The sequence below is a fragment of the Xanthomonas sp. NCPPB 1067 genome, assembly GCF_020783795.1.
In the GTDB taxonomy this organism is placed as follows: domain Bacteria; phylum Pseudomonadota; class Gammaproteobacteria; order Xanthomonadales; family Xanthomonadaceae; genus Xanthomonas; species Xanthomonas melonis.
The window spans coordinates 88,711-112,529 of sequence record NZ_JAJGQG010000014.1 but is presented as its reverse complement, the minus strand read 5'-3'; the positions used below and the strand labels follow the sequence as shown (position 1 = coordinate 112,529).

Below are 23,819 nucleotides of genomic sequence, written 5' to 3'. Positions count from 1 at the left end.
CGCCCACCCTGCACGGCGGCCGTTGCCGGCACACGGCTCGCCATGCCGAAGGCGGCGGATCGATGGACGCGAACCGTCGTCACGCGGCCATCGTCGCCATCACCCTCCATTGCGCTGCGCTGACAACCCTGCCGCCGACGCTGTCAGGCAATCGCTGCAACGGCCGGGCGCTTGCCGCCGGCACGAGGGTTGGCGGTGGGGTGGCGCCGCGGACTGCGTTTCGCTTCGCCACGGCGCGGCGCATCGGGTGACATGACGCCTGGGTGCGCATTGACCTGCGCATGACTTGCGCATCGGTAGGGTGAGGCTCTGTTCCCGTCAGGCGTGTCGATGACCACCGCAAAGAATCAAACCCGTCTGCTGGCCCTGGGCCTGTTCGTTTTTCTGGGGACGTTCGCGGCGATCGTCTGGTCCCTGATGCGGCCCTACGGCACAGCGTATTTTTTCCCGGTGCATTTCTTGATCGGTGCGGGACTGCCGTTCCTGATCTATGCCATCGGCGCGACGCGCCTGTGGTTCTGGCTGGGCATGGTGGTCACTGCCGGCGTGCTGCTGTGGTTCAACCTCTGGGGCCACGACCTCGACGGGGCGGCGCCGCGTTTGCTGGACTGGAGCCACTTCGCAGCGGGGGCGGTGGGCATGGCCGGGGCATTCGCGGTGCAGTTGCTGTACCGCCGCGCGCGGCCGCCGCACCGCCCGTCGATCGGCTGAGCACCGGCGCGTGGATCGCGCCGGTCGCGCCAGGCGAGAGGTGCGCGGCGCGCTGCCTGCCCTGCCGTAAGTGCCTGGGCCGATAGCTTTGCTGCGCCGCGTTCGGCGACACTCGGGGATTCTTTTTGGTACTCCGAGGTCCACATGTCGTCTTGGCTACGACGCAAATCCATCGACCAGGTCACCGTGCATGAGGCCGGTCGGCAACTGGTCCGCAGCCTGAGTTGGCCGCATCTGATCGCGCTGGGCATCGGCGCCATCGTCGGCACCGGCATCTACACCCTGATTGGCGTGGGTGCCGACAAAGCGGGCCCGGCCGTGCTGCTGTCGTTCGTGGCCGCCGGCATCGTCTGCGCCTGCGCGGCGCTGGCGTATGCGGAAATGGCCACGATGATGCCGGCTGCCGGCAGCGCCTACACCTACAGCTATACCGCGCTGGGCGAGAGCATCGCCTGGGTGGTGGGTTGGAGCCTGGTGCTGGAGTACTCCCTGGTGGTCAGCACGGTGGCGGTGGGCTGGTCGGGCTATTTCGTCGGCTTCCTGCAGTGGCTGGGGGTGGAGCTGCCGCAGGCCTTGATTGCCGGGCCGCATGCCGGCGGCATCGTGAACCTGCCAGCGGTGGTGATCACCTTCCTGGTGGCCGGCCTGTTGATGGCCGGCACCAAGGAAAGCGCCACGCTCAACGCGGTCCTGGTGGTGCTGAAGATCGTGGCATTGGCGGTGTTCGTGGCCATCGCGCTGCCGGCGTTCAACAGCGCCAACCTGCAACCGTTCATGCCATACGGCTTTTCCAAGACGATGGGCCCCGACGGCGTGGAGCGCGGGGTGATGGCGGCGGCGGCGATCATCTTCTTCGCCTTCTATGGCTTCGATGCGATTTCCACCGCGGCCGAGGAAACCAAGAACCCCGGGCGCGACCTGTCGATCGGCATCGTCGGTTCGATGGTCGGCTGCACGCTGATCTACGTGCTGGTGGCGCTGGCCGCGGTCGGCGCGATGAGCTTCACCGTGTTCGGCAAGAGCCCCGAGCCGTTGGCGCTGATCCTGCGCGAACTCGGCCAGGGCAAGGCGGCGTTGGTGATCGGTGCGGTGGCGATCATCGCGCTGCCGACCGTGCTGCTGGCGTTCCTGTACGGACAGAGCCGCATCTTCTTCGTGATGTCGCGTGATGGCTTGCTGCCGCGCGGCTTGTCCAGGGTCAATGCGCGTACCGGTACGCCGGTAGCGATCACGCTGTTCACCGCGGTGCTGGTGGCGGCGTTGGCAGGCGTGGCACGGCTGGACGAGATCGCCGCGCTGGCCAATGCCGGCACGCTGGCGGCGTTCACCGCAGTGGCGGCCTGCCTGCTGGTGTTGCGCGTGCGCGAGCCGACACGCGTGCGCGCTTTCCGCACGCCGCTGGCCTGGGTGGTAGGACCGGTGGCGATCGGCGGCTGCCTGTATCTGTTCTGGAGCCTGCCGAGCAGAACGCAGGGCTGGTTCCTCCTGTGGAATGCGCTGGGCGTGGTGGTGTACCTGGCGTATGGGCGGCGGAATAGCCGGTTGAATGGGGCGAGCTGAGCGTCCTTCTCCCTGCGGGAGAAGGTGCCCCCGCAGGGGCGGATGAGGGTCCGTGCGAAGCCTCATGCAGTGTGATGACACGAGGGCTTCGCCTCGTACCCTCACCCCAACCCCCGCTCCGCGCCCCGGCCCGCGCCAGCAGCGCGGGCGCTCCCAGGCACGCGCGCCAGTGGCGCGCAAGCTGTGCCTTATCGCCCCGCAGGAGAGGGCTTCAAGCTGCACTCCACTGGTCAGCGCTTGCGCTCACTGCACCGCTGCAGGCGTGGCGCAGAACGAGGTTGGTAACGCGTCCGCTTGCGTGCCCCAGCCTTGGGTCGGCGCCTGCCTGGTGAGCGCAAACGACAACGTGCCGCCCTGCTGCAGTTGCGCCCAGTCCAGGAATACCTGCGGCTGCTGCTTGCCGTTCCAACGGACGCCCTCCACGTATTGCAGCGCGCGCCCATCGGCGCCGGGGGCGTCGATGCGCAGGCGCTTGCCGTTGCCCAGGTCCAGCGTGGCGCGTTCGAACCGTGGCGCGTGCAACAGGAACTCGCCACTGCCCGGCACCGCCGGATACAGTCCCAGCGCGCTGAACAGATACCAGGCCGACATGGTGCCGAGATCGTCGTTGCCGGTGACGCCGTTGGGCGCGTTGGTGAACAGCTGCTGCGCGGCACGCACCACGGCGGCGGTCTTCCATGGTTGCCCGATCAGCGTGTACATCCACGGTGCGTGCAGATCCGGTTCGTTGTTGGGGTTGTAGCGGTACTGGTTGTAATAGCTGTACGGGCCGACCACCCAGTGCGAGCGCGCGCCGTCGAGCGGGTCCTTCAACAGCTCGTCGTAGGCGAAGAAGGCGTCCAGCCGCTTGCCCGCCTGTTCGCGCCCGTGCATGGCCTGCAGCATGCCGGGGATGTCCTGCTGCACCAGCCACTGGTATTGCCAGGCGGTGCCTTCGTGGAAGCCGTGCTGCGAGCGTGGGCTGTAGCGGTCATTGGACGGCGCGTACCAACTGCCGTCTTCCAGCCGCGGACGCGGGAAGCCGGCGAAGCCGGTATCGGCATCGCGCACGTCCGCGTCCCAGACGCGGTGCCAGTTGCCGCCGCGCGCACGCAACTGCGCGCTGTCCTCGCTATGGCCGAGCGCCTGCGCCATCTGCGCGAGCGCGCAGTCGGCCAGGGCATATTCCAGCGTGGCCGAGCCGCCGTGGTGCGGGTCCACGTCCATGCCCTTGGAGGGAAACGCACGGTCGTACTGCACGAAGCCATTGGCCAGGTAGCTGGCATTGCCCGAACGCCCGGCATGGCGTGAATTGATCGGCGGTTGCCCGAAGGCGTTCTGGCGTAGTGCCGCGTACGCTTCGGCTTCATTGCCCTGCAGCGCGCCGAAACGCCACAGATCGACCAGGAACGGGGTGACCGGATCGCCGGTCATGATGTTGGTGTCGAAGCTGGCGTAGCCCCAGCGCGGCAGCCAACCGCCCTGCTGATGGATCGCCAGCAACGAGCGGCCGATATCGCGTGCACGTTGCGGGCGCAGCAGCGCCAGCAGCTGATTCTGCGAGCGATAGGTGTCCCACAGCGAAAAGTATTCGTAATAGGTCCAGCCATCGGCGCGGTGGATGGCGTCGTCGTAGCCGCGATAGCGGCCATCGGCATCGCTGCCGGTGAGCGGCTGCAGCAGGGCGTGGTAGAGCGCGGTATAGGCCACGCGGCGGTCGTCGTTGCTGGCGCCTTCCAGCTGCAGGCTGGCCAGCTCGCGGCGCCAGACCTGCTGCGCGCGCTGGCGTATCTGCTCCAGGCCCAGCAGTTTGCCGCCGAGCATGCCATCGGCACGCAGGTTGGTGCGGGCGCCTTCGGCATCCACGTGCGAGATGGCGCTGACCACGGTGACCGCGCGCGCGCGCTTGTCCTTGCCCAGCGGAAAGCTGAGCCAGGCGCCATTGGGTTTGAGTTCGCCACCCATGCCGTGGCGCGCGCCCGGCACGCCGCCGTCTTCGCCCCAGATGCCGTGCGCGGTGAACGGGCGATCGAATTCCAATCGAAACCAGGTGGTGTATTCGTGGCCGCCGCAGAAACTCTGCGTCACCAGCTTGCCTTCCACGACGCGGTCGCCGATCACCTGCACCTGGCTGCCGATCACCACATGGCGATCGTTGGCCTGGGCCACGTTGACCAGCACATGGCCGGTGTCGGCGCCCGGCGCGAAGGTGTAACGCTCGGCGGCGGCGCGGGTGAGCGCGCTGGCTTCGGCATCGATGCCGCCGTAGTCGGTGAGCCGCACCTTGTAGTAGCCGGCCTGCCCCACTTCGCCGTCGTGCGTGTAACGCGCGGCGTAGCGTTTCTGGTCGAAGGCCTTGGCATCACCGGTGTCGAAGTCGCCGCCAGGACCGATGCGGCCGGTCACCGGCAACACCGAGACCTGCCCACCCTGCTCCCAGCAACCGGCGCCGGACAGGAACGAATGGCCGAAGCCGCGGATGCTGGGATCGTCGTAGCGCCAGCCGGCATAGTGCGTGCCGATCGGGCTGACCTGGATCAGGCCGAACGGTGCCGAGGCGCCGGGGAAGGTATTGCCCTCGTCCTTGCTGCCGATGAAGGTATTGACCTGCGCCGGGTCCTGCGCGGCCAGCGGTGGCGTGATCGCCATGCCAAGCAGACACAGGCTGGCCGCGGCGCGGCGCCATAGCGGCAATGATGAAAGACGCAACGGTGAGCGATGGGGGGCAACAACACAGAGCATGCAGGACACCTCGGAGGAGAGAGCGACCGAGGCCGCAGGTGGAATGACGCAGGCTGACGCGCTGCCAGGCGCGTGGATCAGCATGCCACGCGTGCGCCCGCAGCACGCGATGACATCCCGCCGGCGCATCGCCCACGGAAGGGCCTGGTCGTTGGGGGGGCCAGCGGTACTCGAAGACACTGGCGCCCGCGCTGGTCAGTGCCTGCCTTCGAAGGGTTGAGGTTGAGGCTGGTGCTGCCCTCGCCGTGTCCGGATGACCGGCGTCGCTGGCGCTTTCGCCCGTGCGCAGGGCCGGGGGATGCCCCGCGCGTTACCGAACGTCAGCGGTGGTCGTTGATGCCGGTACCGCGCCGCGCGCGCCGGATCGCGTACAGCGAATGGTCGGCCCGGTCGACCACCGCGGTCAGTGCCTCGCCCGGCTGGCGCAAGGCGGTGCCCAGGGTGAACAGGATCGGCGCCTCGTCGCTGGCCGCCATGTAGGTGGCTACCAGCTCCTCCAGCTGCGGCTCGCTGGCTTCATGCAGCAGCACCAGAAATTCGTCGCCGCCCAGCCGCACCAGATGGTCCTGGCGACGCAGCGGGTGGTTGAGGAACCAGGCCATCTGCACCAGCACCTCATCGCCACGCTGGTGGCCGTAGGTGTCGTTGACCAGTTTGAACTTGTCCAGATCCACCACCACGCAGCCCCAGCGCACGCTGGCATCGCGCTTGTCCAGGTCATCCAGGAAGCGGCGGTTGAAGCAATTGGTCAGCGGGTCGGTGAACGACCATTCCAGCAGCTGTTTCTCCTGCTGATGCTGGCTGGTGATGTCCTGGGCATGCGCCAGCACCATGGTGGCATCGGCTTCCACATCGAGCATGTTGTGGTACTTCCAGTGGCGCAGGCTGCCATCGCTTGCCACCAGTTCGATCACGCCCGAATCCTGGCCATCGAGCACCATGCGCGAGAGGTAGCCGCGCAGGCCGCCATGCCGCTCCGGGCGAATCAGCTCGAACAGCGAGCTGCCCTCCATTTCCTCCACGCTGCGGCCCAGCGAGCGTGCCGCCGCCGGGTTCACGCTGACCAGCCGGCCATCCATGTCGTGCGTGCAGATCAGGCCCAGGCTGTACTGGAACATCTTGCGGAACTTGCGCTCGCTGGCGGCCAGCGCGTCCACCGCGCGATGGCGGTCGGTGACGTCCTGGATCGCGCCGATCAGGCGCATGCGGCCATCCACATGTTCCACCGCGCCGGTGCTGTGCACCCACAGGTGGCGACCGGTGCTGCTGATCAACGGCAGTTCCAGGTCCCAGGGAATGCCTTCGTTGACGCAGGTGTCCACCGCCTCGGTGATCACCGCACGCGCTTCCAGCGGATAGAACGCGATGGCTTCGGCGAGGGTGGGCTGATAGCCCGGCGGCAGGTCGTGCATCCGGCAGGTTTCGTCCGACCAGGTCAGCGTGCCGGTGCCCACATCCACCTCCCAGCCGCCCACACCGGCCACCCGCCCGGTACGCTCCAGGAAGGCCTCGCTCTCGCGCAGCCGTTGTTGAAGCCGGGTATTGGTGTCGGCGCGCTCGAGCATCATCCGGCGCTGTTCCAGCCCTTGGGCGGCCACCCTGGCCAGTTGCTGCAGGGCCTCCAGCTGGGCCGGCTGCAGCTGGCGTGGGCGCTGGTCGATCACGCACACCGTACCCATGCGCAGGCCGTCCGGCAGCACGATCGGTGCGCCGGCGTAGTAACGGATGCCGGGCGCGTCGGTGACCAGCGCGTTGTCATGGAAACGCGGATCGGCCGGCGCGTCGGGCACCTCCATCACCGCATCGTCCTGGATGGCATGGGCGCAGAAGGCCAGTTCGCGCGGGGTTTCGGACACGCCCGGCAAGCCGATGTTGGCCTTCCACCATTGCCGATGTTCGTCCACCAGCGACACCAGCGCGATGGGCGTGCCGGCAATGGCCTGCGCGGCGGCGGCCAGCGCATCGAAGAACGGTTCGGACTCGGTATCGAGCACCTGCAACAACGCCAGGCGGGCCAGGCGCTCGGCTTCGCCGGGGGGAACGGACGACGCGGCGTCGCGCCGGTTCAATGGAAAGCTGGCTCGGCGAAAGTCATCGGCGCAGTCTAGCCGAGCTGGATCAGTCCGCCGCTACTGGCAGGCACAGGCAGGCGTGGCCGCTCGCCTAGGTGCCCCCGGAAACGGGCGAGGGCGCCGCAAGCCTCATGCCCACCTGCAGCGCGGCGGCCGCATTGCGGGCGGCGATGCGCACGTTGCCGGCCGCCTCGGCCAGGGCCTGCTCCAGCGTACAGGCGCCATGCACGGTGGCGAACATCGCATCGATGCCGTGCGCGTGCAGCCGCCCGGCGCCATCGCCCAGGCAACCGACGATGGCGATCACCGGCCTGGCATGCCGCCGCGCGAGCTGTGCCACCCCCAACGGGGTCTTGCCGTGCAGGCTCTGGCTGTCCAGGCGGCCTTCGCCGGTGATCACCAGGTCGGCATTGGCGATGAGCGCCTCCAGCCCGAGCGCCTGCATCACGATCTCCACGCCGGGCCGCAACTGCGCACCCAGGAACGCCACCAGGCCAGCGCCCAGGCCACCGGCCGCGCCGCCGCCGGGCTGGTCGTGCAGGCGCAGGCCGAGATCGCGCTCCAGCAGATCGGCATAGTGCCGCAGGTTGGCATCGAGCTGCCGCACCGTGGTCGCGGTGGCGCCTTTCTGCGGTCCGAACACCGCCGAGGCGCCGGCCGGGCCGATCAGCGGGTTGTCCACGTCGCAGGCCACTTCGAACTGGCAGTCCTGCAGGCGCACGTCCAGCCCATCGGCCTCGATCCGCGCCAGTGCCGCCAGGCCGCCGCCACCCGGGCCGATCGGCTCGCCGCGTGCATCCAGCAGGCGCGCGCCCAGCGCCTGCGCCATGCCGGCACCGCCGTCGTTGGTGGCGCTGCCGCCGATGCCGATGATGAAACGCCGCGCACCGGCATCCAGCGCGGCCAGGATCAACGCGCCCACGCCGGCGGTGCTGGTGTGCAGCGGGTCGCGATCGGCCGGCGGCACCAGCGCCAGGCCACTGGCGGCGGCCATTTCGATCACCGCCGTCCGGCCGTCGCCGCTCAACCCGAAGAACGCCGGCACCGGCGTGCCCAGGGGTCCGCCGACGGTGCAGTCCAGCACCCGGCCACCGGTGGCCGTGACCAGCGCCTCAACCGTGCCCTCGCCGCCATCGGCGACCGGCACCTTGGTGTAGCGCCAGTCGGGGAACACCGCGCGGAAGCCCGCCTCGATCTGGGTGGCCACCTCCAGCGCAGACAGGCTTTCCTTGTAGGAATCGGGTGCGATGACGACGTTCATGGCGGAACTCGCTTCAGTGCAGACCATGGGGAATCACCGGATCGACGTCGACCCGGTCCAGGTGATCGAACAGGTAACACACGAACAGGAACGGGATCAGCCGCCACAGGATCCTGCGGTAGGCGGGGTCCAGGCTGTCGGGAGGCGGCAAAGGCCGGGTGGCTTGGGTCATCGCACGCTCCAGCAGTCGGTCGGCGCCGGACGCGAGGCGCCGCAGCGCCCGCACCGCAACGGGGATGGAGGCATTCTAGTTGGGGCTTTTCCCCGACATCTTCGGCAGAGCGTTGGCGATCGAAGGCCGACGACCGCCACTTCTCGTGCAATGTCCCAACCGGATGGCGGTTCGGCCACTGCCATCGGACCGCGCCCAACGGACCGCCGCCCGTGCATCGCCAGCGGCGTGATCTGCATAGGACCGGAGCGGTGGAGCTTGGACGGTGCGACTCGAGGTGGTGAGCGCCCGACACCTGCCGGCCTCGCGTGCCAGGCGCACAAGTTCCACCCGCGCCACATCGCGAGCGGCTAGTTCGTTGCAGTTCTGAAAAATACATATCAGTATCAATTGCGCCGCCGCCGCCGCTGCGCACACTTGCGCGGCCGCCGCATCCCGCGATCGGCGTTCCCCTCACGAGCTCGACAGCGTCGCGCGTTCGGCAGGCGTTGCAAGCCTGTGCACCTCACCTTTTCCGCGAGAACCACCCATGTCCACCCCATCGCGCGCGCTGCCCCGGCGCCTGTTGAGTCTTGCCCTGATCGCCGCCGGCCTGGGCGCCGCGTCCACCGCCAGCGCGGCCTGCACGGCAGGCACCTGGGTTGCCCGCAGCAACGAAGCCGGCATGCCACCGGTGCGCTACGAAACCGCGCACTTCGCCTTCCGCTGGAATGGCGACGGCGTGGCCAGCGCCGATGTGCGCGCTGCCGGCGAGCATCTGGAAATGGTCTGGGACACCTTCATCAACCGTCTGCAATTCCCTGAGCCCTCCTGCAACAGCGCCACCAAGTACAAGGCCAGCCTGCATCTGGATCCAGGCTTCGGCCTGAGTGGCGGCGTGACCGGCAGCGGCGGCATGGGCATGTGGATGGCACCGGGCGGCCTGCGCGACCACTGGGGGCTGGCGCACGAACTCACCCACGCCCTGCAGGGCCAGACCCAGGGCATGCGCGATTCCGAGTACAGCGGCTGGATCTGGGAATCGCACGCCAACTGGATGACCCACCAACTGCCGGAGTTCCATTCCAGCGATGTGCATTGCTCGAGCATGTTGGTGAATTACCCGCACCTGTATCTGGGTTCCACTCGCGATCGCTACTGCAACTGGCAGTTCATGGAATACCTGAAGAACCGTTTTGGCTACGCCATCATCAACGACCTGTGGGCCAAGGCGCCCAAGCCGGGCGAGGCCGGCCAGCGCACCGCCGATCCGTTCTCGGTGATCAAGACCAACATGGGCTGGAGCCAGTCGCAGATGAACGATGTGTTCGGCGACTGGGCCATGCGCAACGTCAACTGGGACTACACCAACCCCGACGGCAGCGATCAGGGCGCGCTGTACCGCGCACGCTATGGCAGCAATCTGGCGTTCAATCCGCAGCGCCCGCAGGACTGGGACAACCGCGACCGCGCGCTGCGCATGACCGTGCTCGATCCGGTGGCCGGGCAGGCCAATCGCTACCGGGTGCCGTTCGAGTGGGCGCCGCAGCGCTGGGGCTACAACCTGGTGCAGCTGATTCCCGCCAGCGGCGCCAGCAGCCTCAAGGTCGCCTTCGAAGGCCAGGTACAGAGCGCGCCGGCCGTCACCACCCTGCCCGGCCTGGCCACCGACCCGTCGAGCATTCCGCTGCCGGATTCGGATTGGCGCTGGGGCGTGGTGGCCATCGACAGTGCCGGCAAGGCGCGCTACAGCGCGCTGCAGCGTGGCGCCAGGGCCACGCTCACCGTGGCGTTGAACAGCGGCGACCGCGCGGTGTACCTGATGGTGATGGGCGCGCCCGGCAGCATGCAGAAGATCAAGTGGGATCAGTCCTACTACGCCATCTACCGCTACCCATGGAGCGTCACGCTGACCAATGCCGCCCCGGCCGGCAGCCAGCCCAACGCGCCCACCCCGACCCCGGTGGGACGCCGCCACGCCAATGGCGGCGGCTGGGTCGCCAATACCGCCAATGTCGCCTCCACCGCCTATGTGGGCCCGTACGCACGCGTGCTGGCCGGCAATGTGCTGGGCAATGCCCGTATCGACGGGCATGCCTCGGTGATGGGCGGCACCGTGCAGGGCAATGCGGTCCTGGGCGGGCTCACCGTCTGGCACCCCGGCGCCACCATCGGCGCCAGTGCGCAGGCCAACACCGTGTTCATGGGCCCGGGCGCCTTCGGCGCGGTCAACGTGGCCGGCACCACCCAGGTGCGCGGGGATCTGGAACTGCGCGAAGGCACCACGCCCAGCCAGGGGGTGTTCTACGGCTATGCCGACGGCGCAACCATGCGCAATCCCGAATTCGGTGCGGACCTGCGCCAGCCAGTGCCGGAGATCACTGCCCGCCCGGCCGGCTGGTGAGGGCAGCAGGGCAGGCGGTCTTCGCCTGCCTGCCTACGTGCGCCCGAGCGCCAGGGATGGCCACGCCGGCGCAGGTATCGGAGCGGTTGCGCCAGCTACCTGGCGCAGGCTGCGGTCGCCGACCCTGGAGATAACGGACGCGTGGCGCGTCGGTGCAGGGCCGGCAGCATGCGCGGCACCGCCTGGATCATCGCGGCGTATGCCGGCCGCACCGCGCACCGGGGGGCGCAGCGTCAGCGCTCGCCCAGTTCGGCCAGCCGCGCGCGCACGCTGTCCACATCGATGTGTTCGCGCACATGCGGCCACTGCCGTGCCCACACCGCGCGGAACACCACCCAGGCACCGAACACACCCAGGCAGGTCGAGCCCAGCGCCAGCAGCAGCGGATGCAGCGGCGAGCCGTCGCCGGTCTGGAACAGGTACATGAAAGCGCCGGAGAACAGCAGCCACACGCCGAACACCGGCCAGTTGCTGGCCAGCAGGCTGGCATGCGGCCGTTCGATCTCGCGCAGCAGCCGGCGCAGGGCCTTGCGTTCGTCTTCGTCGCTGGAGGTCATCGGCTGCCGGCTCCTGATGGATGTCTGCATTGATCCGTATTCGCCGGCGATGGCGGTGCCAGGCGACATCGCGGGCTGCATACGGCAGACCGCGTCTGCTGCCTGGCGCAGCTACATCACGCGGCAGAACACCGCCTTCAGATAGCGCGATTCCTGCACGTGCGCCATGAACGGATGATCCGGGCCGGCGCCGGCCACCTTCAGGATCTGGATGGTGCGCCCGGAGAAGTACGAGGCGCGCCGCAGCATGTCCAGGAACTCCTGCTCGGCCACCAGCCCGGTGCACGAGAAGGTGGCGAACAAGCCACCCGGCTTGACCACGCCCAGCGCCAGCTTGTTCATGTCCAGATACTTCTTCAGCGCTGGGATCACCTGATCGCGGTCGCGGGTCATCTTGGCCGGATCCAGGATCACCACGTCGTACTGCTCGCCGCGGTTGGCCGCATCGCGCAACCACGGGAAGATGTCGGCCTGCACGAACTTCGGCCGCACGTTGTTGAGCTTGGCATTGCCCTTGGCGATGGCGATGACGTCTTCATCGATGTCCACGCCCAGCACCTCGGCCGCACCACGCGCGGCCGCATACACCGCAAAGCCGCCGGTGTTGCAGCACAGGTCCAGCACGCTCTTGCCTTCCACCTGCTGGCTCAGCCACTGGCGATTGTCGCGCTGATCGGCGAAGAAGCCGGTCTTGTGCGCACCGGCCGGGTCGGCGCGGAACCTGATGCCGTGCTCGGTGATGACCGCCGCTTCGGTGGTGGTATTGCCGTGGAAATCGAAGCTTTCCTGCTTCTGCACGTGTTCGTCGGCGAAGCTGTGGAAGCGGCAACCCGGGAACTGTTCGCGCAGCGCCTCGTAGATCCACTCGCGGTGGCGGAACATGCCGGCGGCGAAGAATTCCACCACCACCAGGTCGCCGTAGCGGTCCACCACCAGGCCCGACAGGCCGTCGCCTTCGCTATGCACCACGCGCCAGGCGTCGGACACGCCATCGAGCTTGAGCCAGTCGCGGCGCAGGCTCACCGCCGCGGCGATCTTGCGCGAGAACCAGCCCGCATCCACCGGCACCGAGGGGTCGGTTTCCAGGATGCGCACGGCAATGCGCGAATGGCCGTTGTAGAAGCCGCGGCCGACCCACTCCCCGTCCACGCCGACCACATCGACGATGGTGCCGGGTTTGGGCTTGGCGGCGGGCTTTTCCACCAGCTTCTGGAAGATCCACGGGTGGCTGGAGCGCCACGCATTCTTGAGACGGACGACGGGGGCAGGAATATTCATCCGCGCATTGTATCCGGCTGGATTGACGTGCCTGACGCCGGCCCGCAGAATCGGACCCCAGAAGGGGAGTAGCTCCCAAGAACGACCAACAGAACGTAGCAAGCGGTCGCCAGGTGGATTCGGGCGGCGCGCAGGAACCGCAGTGTACGCGTGGTACATGCCGATTCCGAGCACCGACCGGGCCCGCCTGACGGTCGCGTCGTAGTTCTGTTTGGTGTTCTAGCGTTGTCGCCGTCATGACGAGCCCTGGCATCAGGCGCTCCGGTGCAACGGCAACCGGCCCGCCCGGTTGCGAGCGAGACCTTCGCCGCGCAGGCGAAGGTCCGTCACCCGGAATCCACGATTTCCGTGTCACAAGACCTCAGCCCACGCGGCTGGTCCAGGTCGTTTCATTTTCGGGATTTCTCATGCAAACCATTGGCAATGTCTGGTTATGGGGTGGCTTCGCGGTCGTGGTGATCGCGGCGCTGCTGGTCGATCTGGTGCTGATGCGCCATGGCGGTGCGCACAAGGTGACCTTCAAGGAAGCCACCTGGTGGAGCATCGGCTGGGTGCTGCTGGCGCTGGCCTTCAACGCCGGCCTGTGGTGGTACCTGCAGGGCAGCATGGGCGATGCGGCGGCGGACCGGATCGGGCTGGAGTTCCTCACCGGCTACCTGGTGGAGAAATCGCTGGCGGTCGACAACATCTTCGTGTTCCTGATGGTGATGACCTACTTCGGCGTGCCCGAGGAACAGCGCCAGCGCGTGCTGATCATCGGTGTGCTGGGCGCGATCGTCCTGCGCGCGATCATGATCTTCGCCGGCTCGATGCTGCTGGCCAAGTTCCACTGGCTGCTCTACGTGTTCGGCGCATTCCTGCTGCTCACCGGCATCAAGATGTGGTTCTCTGCCGGCAAGGAGCCGGACCTGGAGGCCAATCCCGTGCTGCGCTGGATGCGCGGGCACCTGCGTTTGAGCCCGCAGTACCACGGCAACCAGCTCAGCGTGATCAAGGACGGCAAGCGCTGGTTCACGCCGCTGTTCGTGGTGTTGATCCTGATCGCGGTGATCGACGTGATCTTCGCGGTGGACAGCATCCCGGCGATCTTCGCCATCACCACCGACCCGTTCATCGTGCTGACCTCGAACGTGTTCGCGGTGCTGGGCCTGCGCGCGATGTTCTTCCTGCTGGCCGGCATGGCCGACCGCTTCCACCTGCTGCCTTACGGCCTGGCAGTGATCCTGGTGTTCATCGGCATCAAGATGATGATCATCGATCTGTACAAGATCCCGGTACTGGTCTCGCTGGGCGTGGTGGTGGCGATCCTGATCGCGACCATCGTACTGAGCCTGCTGCGCCCGCCAAAGCCGGCCGGGCACTGAGGAGCCGGGATTGGGGAATCGGAAATCGTGGCGCAGCCTCCGCTGCTGGCAACCATGCACACCGACCATCTCGACTGGTCCTTGCCCGCCCACCATCACGGGACCTTACGCGGCATGGATGCCGCGTGAGAGCTACAAGGACGTACTTGCAGCGTGTCCCGCGATGGTGGGCGGCCAAGGGCCCCGCAGCCAAGCCGCAGATCGTCCGTGATGACGCGCAGGCCGAGCCGCCACAGATCCGCGCCGGGGCTGGATTATCCCGTCGCCGGGTCTGCTTATCCCACGTTCGTTGGGCTTGTAAAAAACCTGCACGCCGCCATCCGTGAGTGCATGACAACGCATTCGCTCGCCCCCGATCCCGCCACCCAGAGCCGCCTGGACCGCTCGCGGGTGCTGCGTGCCTTCAACTTCAGCCTGGCGGCCGTGCTGCTGCTGGTGGCGGTGTTCACTGCCCAGGGAATGTTCGACTGGCGCGCCTGGGCGGTGGCGCCGCTGCAGGCCGACGGCCTGCTCGGCATCCTCACCGCACCGCTGCTGCATGGCTCGCTCGCGCATCTGGGCGCCAACGCGGCGGCGCTGCTGATCCTGGGCACACTGGCCGGCAGCGTGTATCCGCGTGCCACCGCCATGGCGCTGCCGTTGTTGTGGCTGGGCTCGGGGTTGGGCGCGTGGTTGCTGGGCGAGCCCGGCAGCCGCCACCTGGGCGCCAGCGGCATCACCCACGGGCTGATGTTCCTGGTGTTCGTGCTGGGCCTGCTGCGCCGCGACCGCCCGGCGATCGCCACCAGCATGATCGCCTTCCTGTTCTACGGCGGCATGCTGATCACGATCCTGCCGCACGAGGCCGGTGTGTCCTGGCAATCGCATCTGGGCGGTGCGGTCGCCGGCCTGATCGCCGCGCTGCTGCTGCGCCTGCGCGATCCGCAACAGGCCAGGGCGCGCTACAGCTGGGAAGACGAAGACGAGGACGCCAACTGGGAAGTGAGCCATCCCGACCACGCCATGCTGGAGCCGCCGCCGCCGCGGCAGGTGCCGGTGCTGTGGCAACGCCAGGACGATGGCTCGCAGAGCGTGGTGCTGCATTTCCCCCCGCGCGAACGGCCGCCGGGTGCCTGAGCTTTTTCTCAGTCGATAGATCGTGTTGCCCTGCCCTGCGTAGATGCAGAGCCGATCCACGATACAAGCTCGAGGCTCAAGGAGCGCATGGGCTTTTTGCATCTGCTCCGATGATCAGTCGGAAGACATACCGCCGTTAGGCGGCCATGTCCAGATACAGGGAGCGCGCCCGGGTGCGCTTCTACACGTGCTGCCTAACGCGATGCTGGTGCGCTCAATGCGCGCCGCGCCAGGCTGGGGTCGTCGGCGAACAACGCGTCGATGCCGGTATCCAGATAACGTCGCAACTCCGCCAGCGCGCCGGCCTCGTTGCGTTCGGTTGGCGCACCGCCATCGCGGTTATCGGCGGCCAGGAAGTAATTTTCCGGTCGAAAGGTGTACGGCTGCACCTGCAATCCAGCCGCATGCGCATCGCGCACCAGAGTGGTCGGTCGAGCCAGGCGCTGCTGCGCATCCAGCGGAATGATGCTGCGGATGTCGGGGCCGATCGCGTCGGCGTAGCCGGCAATCTGCTTCAGCCCTTCCGGCGTGATCATCTGGCCATAGGTCTGCGGCGCGGCGCCCACACCTGCATCGGGCAAGTGTGTCTGCGCGCCACCCAGCAACTGCAGCAGACCGAGGTTGCTGCTGCGCCCGATCTTGCTGCGCAGATAGCGCAGGTTGTTGGTCTCGAACGACTGGATGATCACCGGCGCGGTCCGGGTATAGGTATGCGCATGCACGGTGGCCAGCACCTTGTCTTCCATCGGCAGGCCGAGCGCCCTGAAATAGCTAGGATGCTTGATCTCCGGAATCAGACCGATACTGCGTCCGGTCGCTGCAGATTGCGCCGCGACAAAATCGATGATCTCGTCGAGGGTGACGATCTGGAAGTGCCCATCCCAGCGCGTACCGCGCAGTTGCGGCAGCCGCTCGCGCGCACGCAGGGTCTTCAACTCGGCCAGGCTGAAGTCTTCGGTAAACCAGCCTTCCATCGATTGGCCATCGATGCGCTTGCGGGTCTTGCGTGCGGCAAACTCCGGGTGATTCGCCACATCCGTGGTGCCGCCGATTTCGTTCTCGTGGCGCGCGATCAGCACGCCGTCCTTGGTCGACACCAGATCCGGCTCGACGAAATCGGCGCCATCGACAATGGCCTTGGCGTACGCCGCCAGCGTGTGTTCCGGGCGCAATGCGCTGGCGCCACGGTGCGCAAAGATCTGCACCGTCTTCGCCAGCGGTGCTTCGGCCACCACCGGGCCGCTCATGCCAACCATGATCGCGCCCACCAGCCAAAGACACTCGAATCGCATCATGCATGTCTTCACGAAAACATGTACTAGATCAACGGGTGATCGCAAGCCATGCCTTGCCGATGAGCGGTGCGGAATGACGACTGTACACTCCGCACCGCTCATCATCTGCACCGCCCGACACTCAGGTGTGAGGTCTTATCACCCGCTGTGAAAATCGTCTACGTCGAAAGACGGTCCGAAATTCGCGCAACCGCGGTACCCGCTTTTGCGAATCCCGAATCCCATCCTCAGAACCTGGCATCCAGCGTCAAAAACACCTGCCGCGGCGCGCTGGCGTGGAAGGCCAGCTGACGCCCATTGGGGTCGCTGTTGGCAAAGGCGGTGAGGTTGGAGGCGTAACGCTTGTCGGTCAGATTGGTGACGTTGAGCGAAAGCTTGAGTGCCTGCAGCACGCCGACCTGCCCGAACGCGTAGCCGGCGCCGGCATCGAACGCGGTGTAGCCTCCGAAGCCCTGATCGTTGGTATAGGTGTAGAAGCGCTCGCCGGTGTACTTGCCGCGCAGGTTGAGATTCCACGGACCATAGTTGAAGGCCAGCTCGCTGGCGAACATGCGCTTGGGCGTGTCCACCGTGTATTTGCCGGCCGTGGGAATCACCACGCCGTTCTGCACGTAGTTGTCGTCGTAGGTGGAGCGGTTGATCGACGCCGAGTTGTACCACTGCAGATGGCTGGTCGGTTTCCAGATCACCGTCAGTTCGCCGCCACGGCTGCTGACCGAGCCCACGTTGAAGAAGCGCGTGGTGCAGGCCGGGCTGGTTCCTTGCTGGATGCTGGGACAGGGATTGAGCGACAGCAGGCGGTTGTCGAAGGTGACGTCGTAGCCGACCAGCGAGGCTTCGAAACGGTCACCCACGAAGCGGTAACCGGCTTCCAGGGTGCGCGATTTCTCCGGCTCCAGCGCGCCCACGCTGGCATCGAACGAGGCCTGGGTCACCAGCAACGGTCCGCCAGCGCCACCACCCTGGAACGCGGCGATGTTCTCGGCGTAGGAAGCGAACACCTCCTGGCCTTCGGCGATCTTGAAGCCCAACCCGACCTGCGGCAGCACCGACTCGCTGGCCTTGAGCGAGCCTGTCGCCACCGGCGCTTCCACCGCAAGCCCCGGCGTGGCGCGTGCAGTCATCTCGGTGCTCGGGCTCTTGATGCCCAGGTCCAGGCTCAGGCGTTCGTCGAGGAATCTGAAGTTGCCCTGCGCGTAGAACTGGCGCGTGGTGATGATGTAGTTCTGCGAGAACAAACGTCGATTGGGATTCTGAAGGAACTTGTCATCGCTGACCGGACCATCGATCCAGTAGAAATTGCGCTCCACATCGTGGTGATTGCGCTCGTACCACAGCCCGGCCTCCAGGTGGTGCGGGCCCAACTCCCAGCCCAGCGAGGCGATGCCGCCGGTGCGGTTGATCCAGTAGTTGGTGCTGCGGATGGAGATCGGCAACGCCTGCGGCGTGCCCGGATTGGATGCCTGGCCCGGCGACCACCAGTGGCCCTGGCCCTTGTTCTCGTGGTGATAGACCTGCGTGTGCAGGCTGATCGCATCGTTGGGCTGGAAGTCGCCGGCCACGTAGAACAGGTCGTCGTCGCGCAGCGCGCGGCTCTGGTAGTACGCATCGTCGATGTTGTCCACGCCGCCACTGAAGCCGCAGCGCGCCGCATTGCGTGTGGCCGGCGCGCAGTACGCCGCTGCAAGGGCGCGTTTCCAGTCCGGCGCATACAGGTTCCAGTCCCAGCCCAGGCCGCGCGCCATCCCGCTCTTGGACAGATAGGAATAATCCGCCTGCGAGGTGCGCGACGTATCGGCAAAGGCGGTCAGCTTGCCGCCGTCGAACTGGTACACACCCTTGGCATTGAACTGGCGCGTGGTGGTCGGCGATTGCGGGCGCGCCCACATGTCGGCTTCTGCATTGATGCCGGACAGATATGCCGAGAACCCGTTGTAATCGCCGGTGTCCACGCGCAGGAAGGTGCGGCGGTTGGCATCCGAACCCACGGTCTGCGCCACCTGCGCGCCGAACACGCTGGACGGATCGGCCGAGTAATACTGGATGGTGCCGCCCAGGTTGCTGGTGGACGCGGTACCGAGCGCACCGATACCCGAGGCCAGCTCCACACCGCCGAAGTTCTCTGCAATCAGTGCGCGGCTGATGTTGAGGCCGTTGTAGTTGCCATAGGCGTTGTCGCCCAACGGCAGGCCGTCCAGGGTGTAGCCCAGGCGCGTGCCGTTGAAGCCGCGCAGGCTGATCGTCTGCGACTCTTCGTTGGCGCCGAAGGCATCGTTGGATTGCACGTTCACGCCCGGCATGCGGTTGAGCAGCTTCTGGATGCTGGTGCCCGGCGGCAACACCGGGATGTCCTGCGCGGTGATGCGCTGCACCTGCCGCGTCTCGCCCTGCCCGATCACCGACACCGCATCGAGCTGCTGCACGGTTCCCGTGGCAGCGGAGGCATCGGCCGCGACATCGGCAGATGGATCGGCGGCCCTGACGGCCGGCGACAGCAGGAGCGCGGTGAGCACGGCGGCACTGAGGAGATGGGTCTTGGGCATGGTGACGTGGGGGAGGAGTCAAAAGATGGCGGCAAGCGTGCGACAGCTGTCTTGCGTCGAGACGACGGCCAGATGACAGTGCCGCGACACGCGATGCGCCTGCCGCGCCGCCGCTGCGTTGCGCTGGCATGCAGGTGTCATCTGTCCGTCGTAATCTGCGCACTCTTCCGGTCGTGCTCTGTCGAGGATTTGCCCATGTCCCACCGTATCGCTCGCCACCGGCAACCGACGCTGGCAGGCGTCGCCATCGCCGCGTTGGTGCTGGGCAGCGGCTTGGCAGCTGCGCGGCAGCCGGCAGCGCCGGCAGGCACGGTGCTTGCCACCGATGCCCGCGGCTATCTGGACAGGGAACAGATCCCCGACAGCCTGCAGCTGGTTCCGCCACCACCAGCGGACGGCAGTGCCGCGCTCGCCAACGACGAGTCCATCGCCAAGGCCATGCTCGCCCTGCGCGACACACCGCGCTGGAAGCTGGCCACACAGGATGCGGTGCTGAGCTTTCCTGCTGCCGCCGGCGCCTTCAGCTGCGCGCTCGGTGTGCAGATCGACCAGGCCGGCACGCCGCGCCTGCTGCGTCTGCTCGAACGCAGCATGCGCGATGCCAGTACCAGCACCAGCGCCGCCAAGGCACGCTATCAACGCCAGCGCCCGTTCATGCGCAACGCGCAACCGATGTGCACACCCGCCGACGAGGCCGGGCTGCGCAGGAACGGCTCCTATCCGTCCGGTCACACCGCCATCGGCTGGACGTGGGGTCTGATTCTCGCCGAGATCGCCCCCGCCCGCCGCGATGCGCTGCTGGCACGCGGCCGCGCCTTCGGCGACAGCCGCCTGGTCTGCAACGTGCACTGGCAGAGCGATGTCCTCCAGGGCCGCATCATGGGCGCCGCCACCGTCGCCGCCTTGCATGGCAATACCGAGTTTCAGAAGGATCTGGCTGCAGCACGCGGCGAGATCGACAAGGCGCGTGCGACGCGGGCCGGGTCACCTGCATCCCAGGCCTGCGATGCCGAGAACGCTGCGCTGCAGACCGTGTTGCCCGATGTGATGTAAGCGGCAGCGCACTCTCGACGCGCTGGGCCGTTGCTTGCAAGCGCAGTCACAACGACCTGACGGACACGCCTTCGATGCTGCAGGTGTGGGCCGAGCGCGCTGCCTCGGCCCACGCCATTCGTTGCTGGGGGCGTCACACCGCTCTGCCGTGCCCCTTGGCAATCAGCCAGCGCTGCGTCATGGCTGATCGCATTTGACTGCCGTTGTCGCCTGGATCGCTCGCTTGCGCGTGCGATCGGCCTGTGCGTCCTCGCGCGTCTGGTCGTGCTTACCCGCGCCTCTCTCGTGGCGTCTGCCTCAGGGTCGCTCAGTCAGTCGATCCAGTAGAAGAATCCCGGATGCCGGATACCACGACCTCGGCCCCGGACCCTGCGGCGGGGCCAGCAGGCGCAATCGTTCGCTACACGAATCTACTTGCCGATACCTGGCCCGGAAGCGCTATTTCAGGCGAAAGTTCCCCAAAGATGACACACTCGTAAATCCTGGGTTAATCTTCAGGTGGCCTTCAGAAAGATGACAGTGATTCAACTTGCTGTGACTTGAAGCGCACCTCCCCCCTTAGTTGCTGCAAGGCAGCTGGGTTCCACAGTCGAAGTCGTTGTGAGCGTAGTTCATCAGGAGAGAGAGGAATGACGCGTCCAGGAGTTCGTGGTTCGTTGTCCAGAAGTGTCGCGCGCAGTGCCTTGAGCCTTGCCTTGGGCATGTGCGTGGCAGGTGGTGTGCAGGCGCAGAGTGCGGTGGGTTCCATCTTCGGTAGCGGGCAGCCGGGCGGCACCGTTGCCATCCAGAGCCCGCAGACCGGCATCACCCGCTCGGTGACCGCCGCAGCCGACGGCAGATTCAGCTTTAGCCAGCTGCCGCCGGGCAAGTACGTGGTGACCGCCGGCGGTGTGACGCGGGAAGTCGAGGTCAAGGTCGGTAGCGGCTCGCAGGTCGTGTTCGGAAGCAATGCGACGACCCTCGACAGGGTCAACGTGATCGGCACCGGCGCGCTCAATCCCATCGACGTGTCGTCGGTGGAATCCACCACGGTGTTCACTGCCGAACAGCTGATCTCGCTGCCGGTGGCCAGCGATGTTTCCTCGGTCGCCCTGCTCGCACCTGGCGCGACGAGAGGCGATAGCGGACTGGGGGCCGGAAACCTCGCCTCGTTTGGCGGTTCGTCCGTGGCCGAGAACGGCTACTACATCAACGGCTTCGACGTGACGAACATGCGCACGTTCCTGTCGTTCGCCAACGTGCCATTCCAGGGCATCGGCCAGTTGCAGGTCAAGACCGGCGGCTACGGCGCCGAGTACGGCCGCTCGCTGGGCGGTATCGTCAGCATCGTCACAAAATCCGGTTCCAACGATTGGCATTACGGCGGTAGCGTCGAATGGGCACCGGACTGGGGCGCCGCCGCGGGTAAGAATGTGCGCGAGCGCGACCCGGACGCCGCGGACCCGCTGTACCAATATCGCAGCGACAACCAGTTTGACAGCACCATCTACTCCGCCTACGCCAGCGGTCCACTCATTCGGGATCGCCTGTTCTTCTTCGCGCTGGTCGAAGGCCGTGAGGAAACCGAGAACACGTTCGATGCACTGACCAGCCGACGCGTCAGCGACACAACGCCACAAGGTCTGGTCAAACTCGATTGGTACATCAACGACAGCAATCTGGTCGAATTCACTGGCATCTACAACCAGGCCAAGACCAAGTACGCCACATACGAATACAACCTGGATGCCAACGGCGAGAATCGCTACAACGTCGGGCGCCACGAAGCGCCGATCGAACGCTATGAGATGGAAAATGGCGGCAAGGTCGGCATCCTCAAGTACACCGGCTACTTCACCGACAATTTCACCCTGTCGGCGCAATACGGCTATCTGAGCAATCTGATCAACTCACGTCTGCCGGCCAATCCCGCCGGTGGCGACTGCCCCTGGGCCTACAGTTTCGGCCTGACCACCAGCGTGGTTGATCGGTATATCGGCTGCAATCCGGGCACCATTTCCACCATTGCCGACCGCAATGCCGAACCGGACGAAGACATCCGCAAGGCGTTCCGCGTCGACGGCGAGTGGGTATTGGGCGATCACCGGCTGCGCTTCGGTGTGGACCAGGAGGAGTACGAATCCAGCCACCGCGGGCAGACCTATGCCGGCGGCATCAACTGGGCGTACTACAGGGTCCCCGGCAATTCCGTGGCCACCGGCGCATTCGCCGGCCAGCCCGGACGCACCGTCAACGGTCAACTGGTGCCGCGTGGAGCGCTCTATGCGCGTTCGCGCGTGTTCCAGAGCAGCAGCTCCACCTACGAGAACACCAACAATGCGTTCTACCTGGAAGACAATTGGCAGGTCACCGAAAACTTCCTTGCCGTGCTCGGTCTGCGCGGGGAGAAGTTCGAGAACAAGAACGGCGATGGCATTGCCTGGATCGAGTCCGATTACAAGATGGCGCCACGCCTGGGCTTTTCCTGGGACGTCCTGGGCGATTCCAGCCTGAAACTGTTCGGTACCGCTGGCCGCTACTACATCCCGGTGGCGAGCAACTCCAGTATCCGCGCCACCGGCGCCGAATCGACGGTGTCCAACTGGTACTTCGTCAATGGCTGGAGCGAGGCCGACGGCACACCGGTGGGCCAAGGCGCGCAGATCGGCCAGACCCAGACCAATGGCTCACTGGTCGCCCCCAACCCCGCTTCAGTGGCTTCCACCAATCTTTCTCCGATGTACCAGGACGAAGTGATCCTGGGTGGCCAGCTGCAGCTGACCGAACACTGGATGGCGGGCGCCCGCATGATCCGCCGCGAAGTGAAGTCCGGTATGGACGACACCTGCACGACCAATCCCTGGATCGACTGGGCGACAGACAACGGCTATCCGGATTTCGATCCCGGCTCGGTGCCCAGCTGCTACTTCCTGAATCCAGGCAGCGATGTGACCATCAACGTCGATTTGAACGGCGATGGCGAACTGGAACTGGCAACCCTGCCGGCCTCGTATTTTGGCTTGCCGGAGTATCGCCGCCTGCATACCGCACTGGAATTCTTCTGGGAGCGCACTGGCGAGAAGTTCAACTTCCAGGGCTCGTATACGTTCGCCAGAACACGCGGCAACGTCGAAGGCTACGTCAATTCAACGCTGGAGCAGGAAGACGCAGGCCTGACCCAGGACTTCGACCACCGTTTGTTCACCGATGGCACCTACGGGCCGACACCGAACGATCGGCAGCACACGCTCAAGCTGTTCGGTGCCTACACCCTCACACCGGAATGGCAGCTCGGTGGAAACCTGGTGTTGCAATCGGGGCGCCCGATCAACTGCCAGGGCTATATCCCGCTGGACGACATCCCGCAGCCTGACCAGGGCACACTGACAAACTACAGCGGCTCAAGTTTCTATTGCCTCAATGCTCAGGGCGACCGCGTGCTACGCCAACGTGGCGACGAAGGCCGCACACCGTGGACCTGGACGTTCGACCTGGCGGCGGTGTACATGCCGAACTGGGCGGATAACAAACTGCGCATCAAACTCGACGTCTTCAACCTGTTCAACAACGACCGCGTCACCGAGTACAACGAGTTCAGTGAAGCATCGCGCGATGTGATCAGCCCGAACTACCTGAACGATCAGAACTATCAGACGCCCCGTTCGTTCCGTCTGACCGCTCGCTACGATTTCTAAATCGCTTCATGCGTCATCGACAGATCCGGCCTCGAACGAGGCCGGATCTGTTTTACGCC

General features: G+C 66.3%; 16 protein-coding genes and 1 other RNA gene. 8 read left to right on the top strand and 9 right to left on the bottom strand.

All coding sequences use genetic code 11. The features are described from left to right. The first annotated feature begins 62 nt into the window (after nt 1-62). From LL962_RS12455 to LL962_RS12445, 3 genes are all read left to right on the top strand, one after another. Entirely contained in the window at nt 63-251 is a 189-nt protein-coding gene (locus LL962_RS12455; protein ID WP_228317109.1) for a hypothetical protein, read from the top strand. A 79-nt stretch (nt 252-330) separates the two neighbouring features. Next, entirely contained in the window at nt 331-711 is a 381-nt protein-coding gene (locus LL962_RS12450) for a hypothetical protein (protein WP_228317108.1), read from the top strand. Nucleotides 712-855: 144 nt separating this feature from the next. Continuing rightward, entirely contained in the window at nt 856-2,271 is a 1,416-nt protein-coding gene (locus LL962_RS12445) for an amino acid permease (protein ID WP_104588230.1), read from the top strand. 243 nt (nt 2,272-2,514) lie between these two features. Here the strand turns inward: LL962_RS12445 and LL962_RS12440 are convergent, their stop codons facing one another. From LL962_RS12440 to LL962_RS12425, 4 genes are all read right to left on the bottom strand, one after another. After that, nucleotides 2,515-4,992, bottom strand: coding sequence for a GH92 family glycosyl hydrolase (locus LL962_RS12440; RefSeq protein ID WP_228317107.1), 2,478 nt, complete (start codon nt 4,990-4,992; stop codon nt 2,515-2,517). Between the two features lie 320 nt (nt 4,993-5,312). Continuing rightward, nucleotides 5,313-7,061: a sensor domain-containing diguanylate cyclase gene (locus LL962_RS12435; RefSeq protein ID WP_228317106.1), complete on the bottom strand. Its 1,749-nt coding sequence runs from the start codon at nt 7,059-7,061 to the stop codon at nt 5,313-5,315. A gap of 94 nt (nt 7,062-7,155) precedes the next feature. Continuing rightward, nucleotides 7,156-8,325: a glycerate kinase gene (locus tag LL962_RS12430; RefSeq protein WP_228317105.1), complete on the bottom strand. Its 1,170-nt coding sequence runs from the start codon at nt 8,323-8,325 to the stop codon at nt 7,156-7,158. Nucleotides 8,326-8,338: 13 nt separating this feature from the next. After that, entirely contained in the window at nt 8,339-8,497 is a 159-nt protein-coding gene (locus LL962_RS12425) for a hypothetical protein (protein WP_228317117.1), read from the bottom strand. 529 nt (nt 8,498-9,026) lie between these two features. Here LL962_RS12425 and LL962_RS12420 point away from each other — a divergent pair. Next, a complete protein-coding gene (locus LL962_RS12420) occupies nt 9,027-10,880 on the top strand; it encodes an Svx/AvrXca family virulence/avirulence protein (RefSeq protein WP_228317104.1) in 1,854 nt (617 codons plus the stop codon). 233 nt (nt 10,881-11,113) lie between these two features. Here LL962_RS12420 and LL962_RS12415 read toward each other — a convergent pair whose 3' ends face one another. The 3 genes from LL962_RS12415 to LL962_RS12405 form a co-directional block, all read right to left on the bottom strand. Further along, nucleotides 11,114-11,437 carry a hypothetical protein gene (locus LL962_RS12415; RefSeq protein WP_104588225.1) on the bottom strand — a complete coding sequence of 108 codons (324 nt, stop codon included), beginning with the start codon at nt 11,435-11,437 and terminating at the stop codon, nt 11,114-11,116. A 111-nt stretch (nt 11,438-11,548) separates the two neighbouring features. Further along, nucleotides 11,549-12,715 carry a class I SAM-dependent rRNA methyltransferase gene (locus tag LL962_RS12410; protein ID WP_228317103.1) on the bottom strand — a complete coding sequence of 389 codons (1,167 nt, stop codon included), beginning with the start codon at nt 12,713-12,715 and terminating at the stop codon, nt 11,549-11,551. A gap of 83 nt (nt 12,716-12,798) precedes the next feature. Next, nucleotides 12,799-12,874: non-coding RNA, sX9 sRNA (locus tag LL962_RS12405), on the bottom strand. A 248-nt stretch (nt 12,875-13,122) separates the two neighbouring features. Here LL962_RS12405 and LL962_RS12400 point away from each other — a divergent pair. Then, nucleotides 13,123-14,079 carry a TerC family protein gene (locus LL962_RS12400; RefSeq protein ID WP_228317102.1) on the top strand — a complete coding sequence of 319 codons (957 nt, stop codon included), beginning with the start codon at nt 13,123-13,125 and terminating at the stop codon, nt 14,077-14,079. A 330-nt stretch (nt 14,080-14,409) separates the two neighbouring features. Beyond that, the gene (locus LL962_RS12395) at nt 14,410-15,195 is read left to right on the top strand and encodes a rhomboid family intramembrane serine protease (protein ID WP_228317101.1); all 786 of its coding nucleotides are present in this window, start codon (nt 14,410-14,412) and stop codon (nt 15,193-15,195) included. A 194-nt stretch (nt 15,196-15,389) separates the two neighbouring features. Here the strand turns inward: LL962_RS12395 and LL962_RS12390 are convergent, their stop codons facing one another. Both LL962_RS12390 and LL962_RS12385 read right to left on the bottom strand, forming a co-directional pair. Then, nucleotides 15,390-16,490 (bottom strand): glycerophosphodiester phosphodiesterase, encoded by a 1,101-nt coding sequence (locus LL962_RS12390; protein ID WP_228317100.1) that lies wholly within the window; start codon nt 16,488-16,490, stop codon nt 15,390-15,392. A 227-nt stretch (nt 16,491-16,717) separates the two neighbouring features. Further along, the gene (locus LL962_RS12385) at nt 16,718-19,033 is read right to left on the bottom strand and encodes a TonB-dependent receptor (protein WP_228317099.1); all 2,316 of its coding nucleotides are present in this window, start codon (nt 19,031-19,033) and stop codon (nt 16,718-16,720) included. A gap of 195 nt (nt 19,034-19,228) precedes the next feature. Between LL962_RS12385 and LL962_RS12380 the strand changes: the two genes are divergently transcribed. Both LL962_RS12380 and LL962_RS12375 read left to right on the top strand, forming a co-directional pair. Beyond that, nucleotides 19,229-20,086 carry an acid phosphatase gene (locus tag LL962_RS12380; protein WP_228317098.1) on the top strand — a complete coding sequence of 286 codons (858 nt, stop codon included), beginning with the start codon at nt 19,229-19,231 and terminating at the stop codon, nt 20,084-20,086. A 629-nt stretch (nt 20,087-20,715) separates the two neighbouring features. Further along, entirely contained in the window at nt 20,716-23,760 is a 3,045-nt protein-coding gene (locus LL962_RS12375) for a TonB-dependent receptor (RefSeq protein WP_228317097.1), read from the top strand. Nucleotides 23,761-23,819 lie beyond the last annotated feature (59 nt).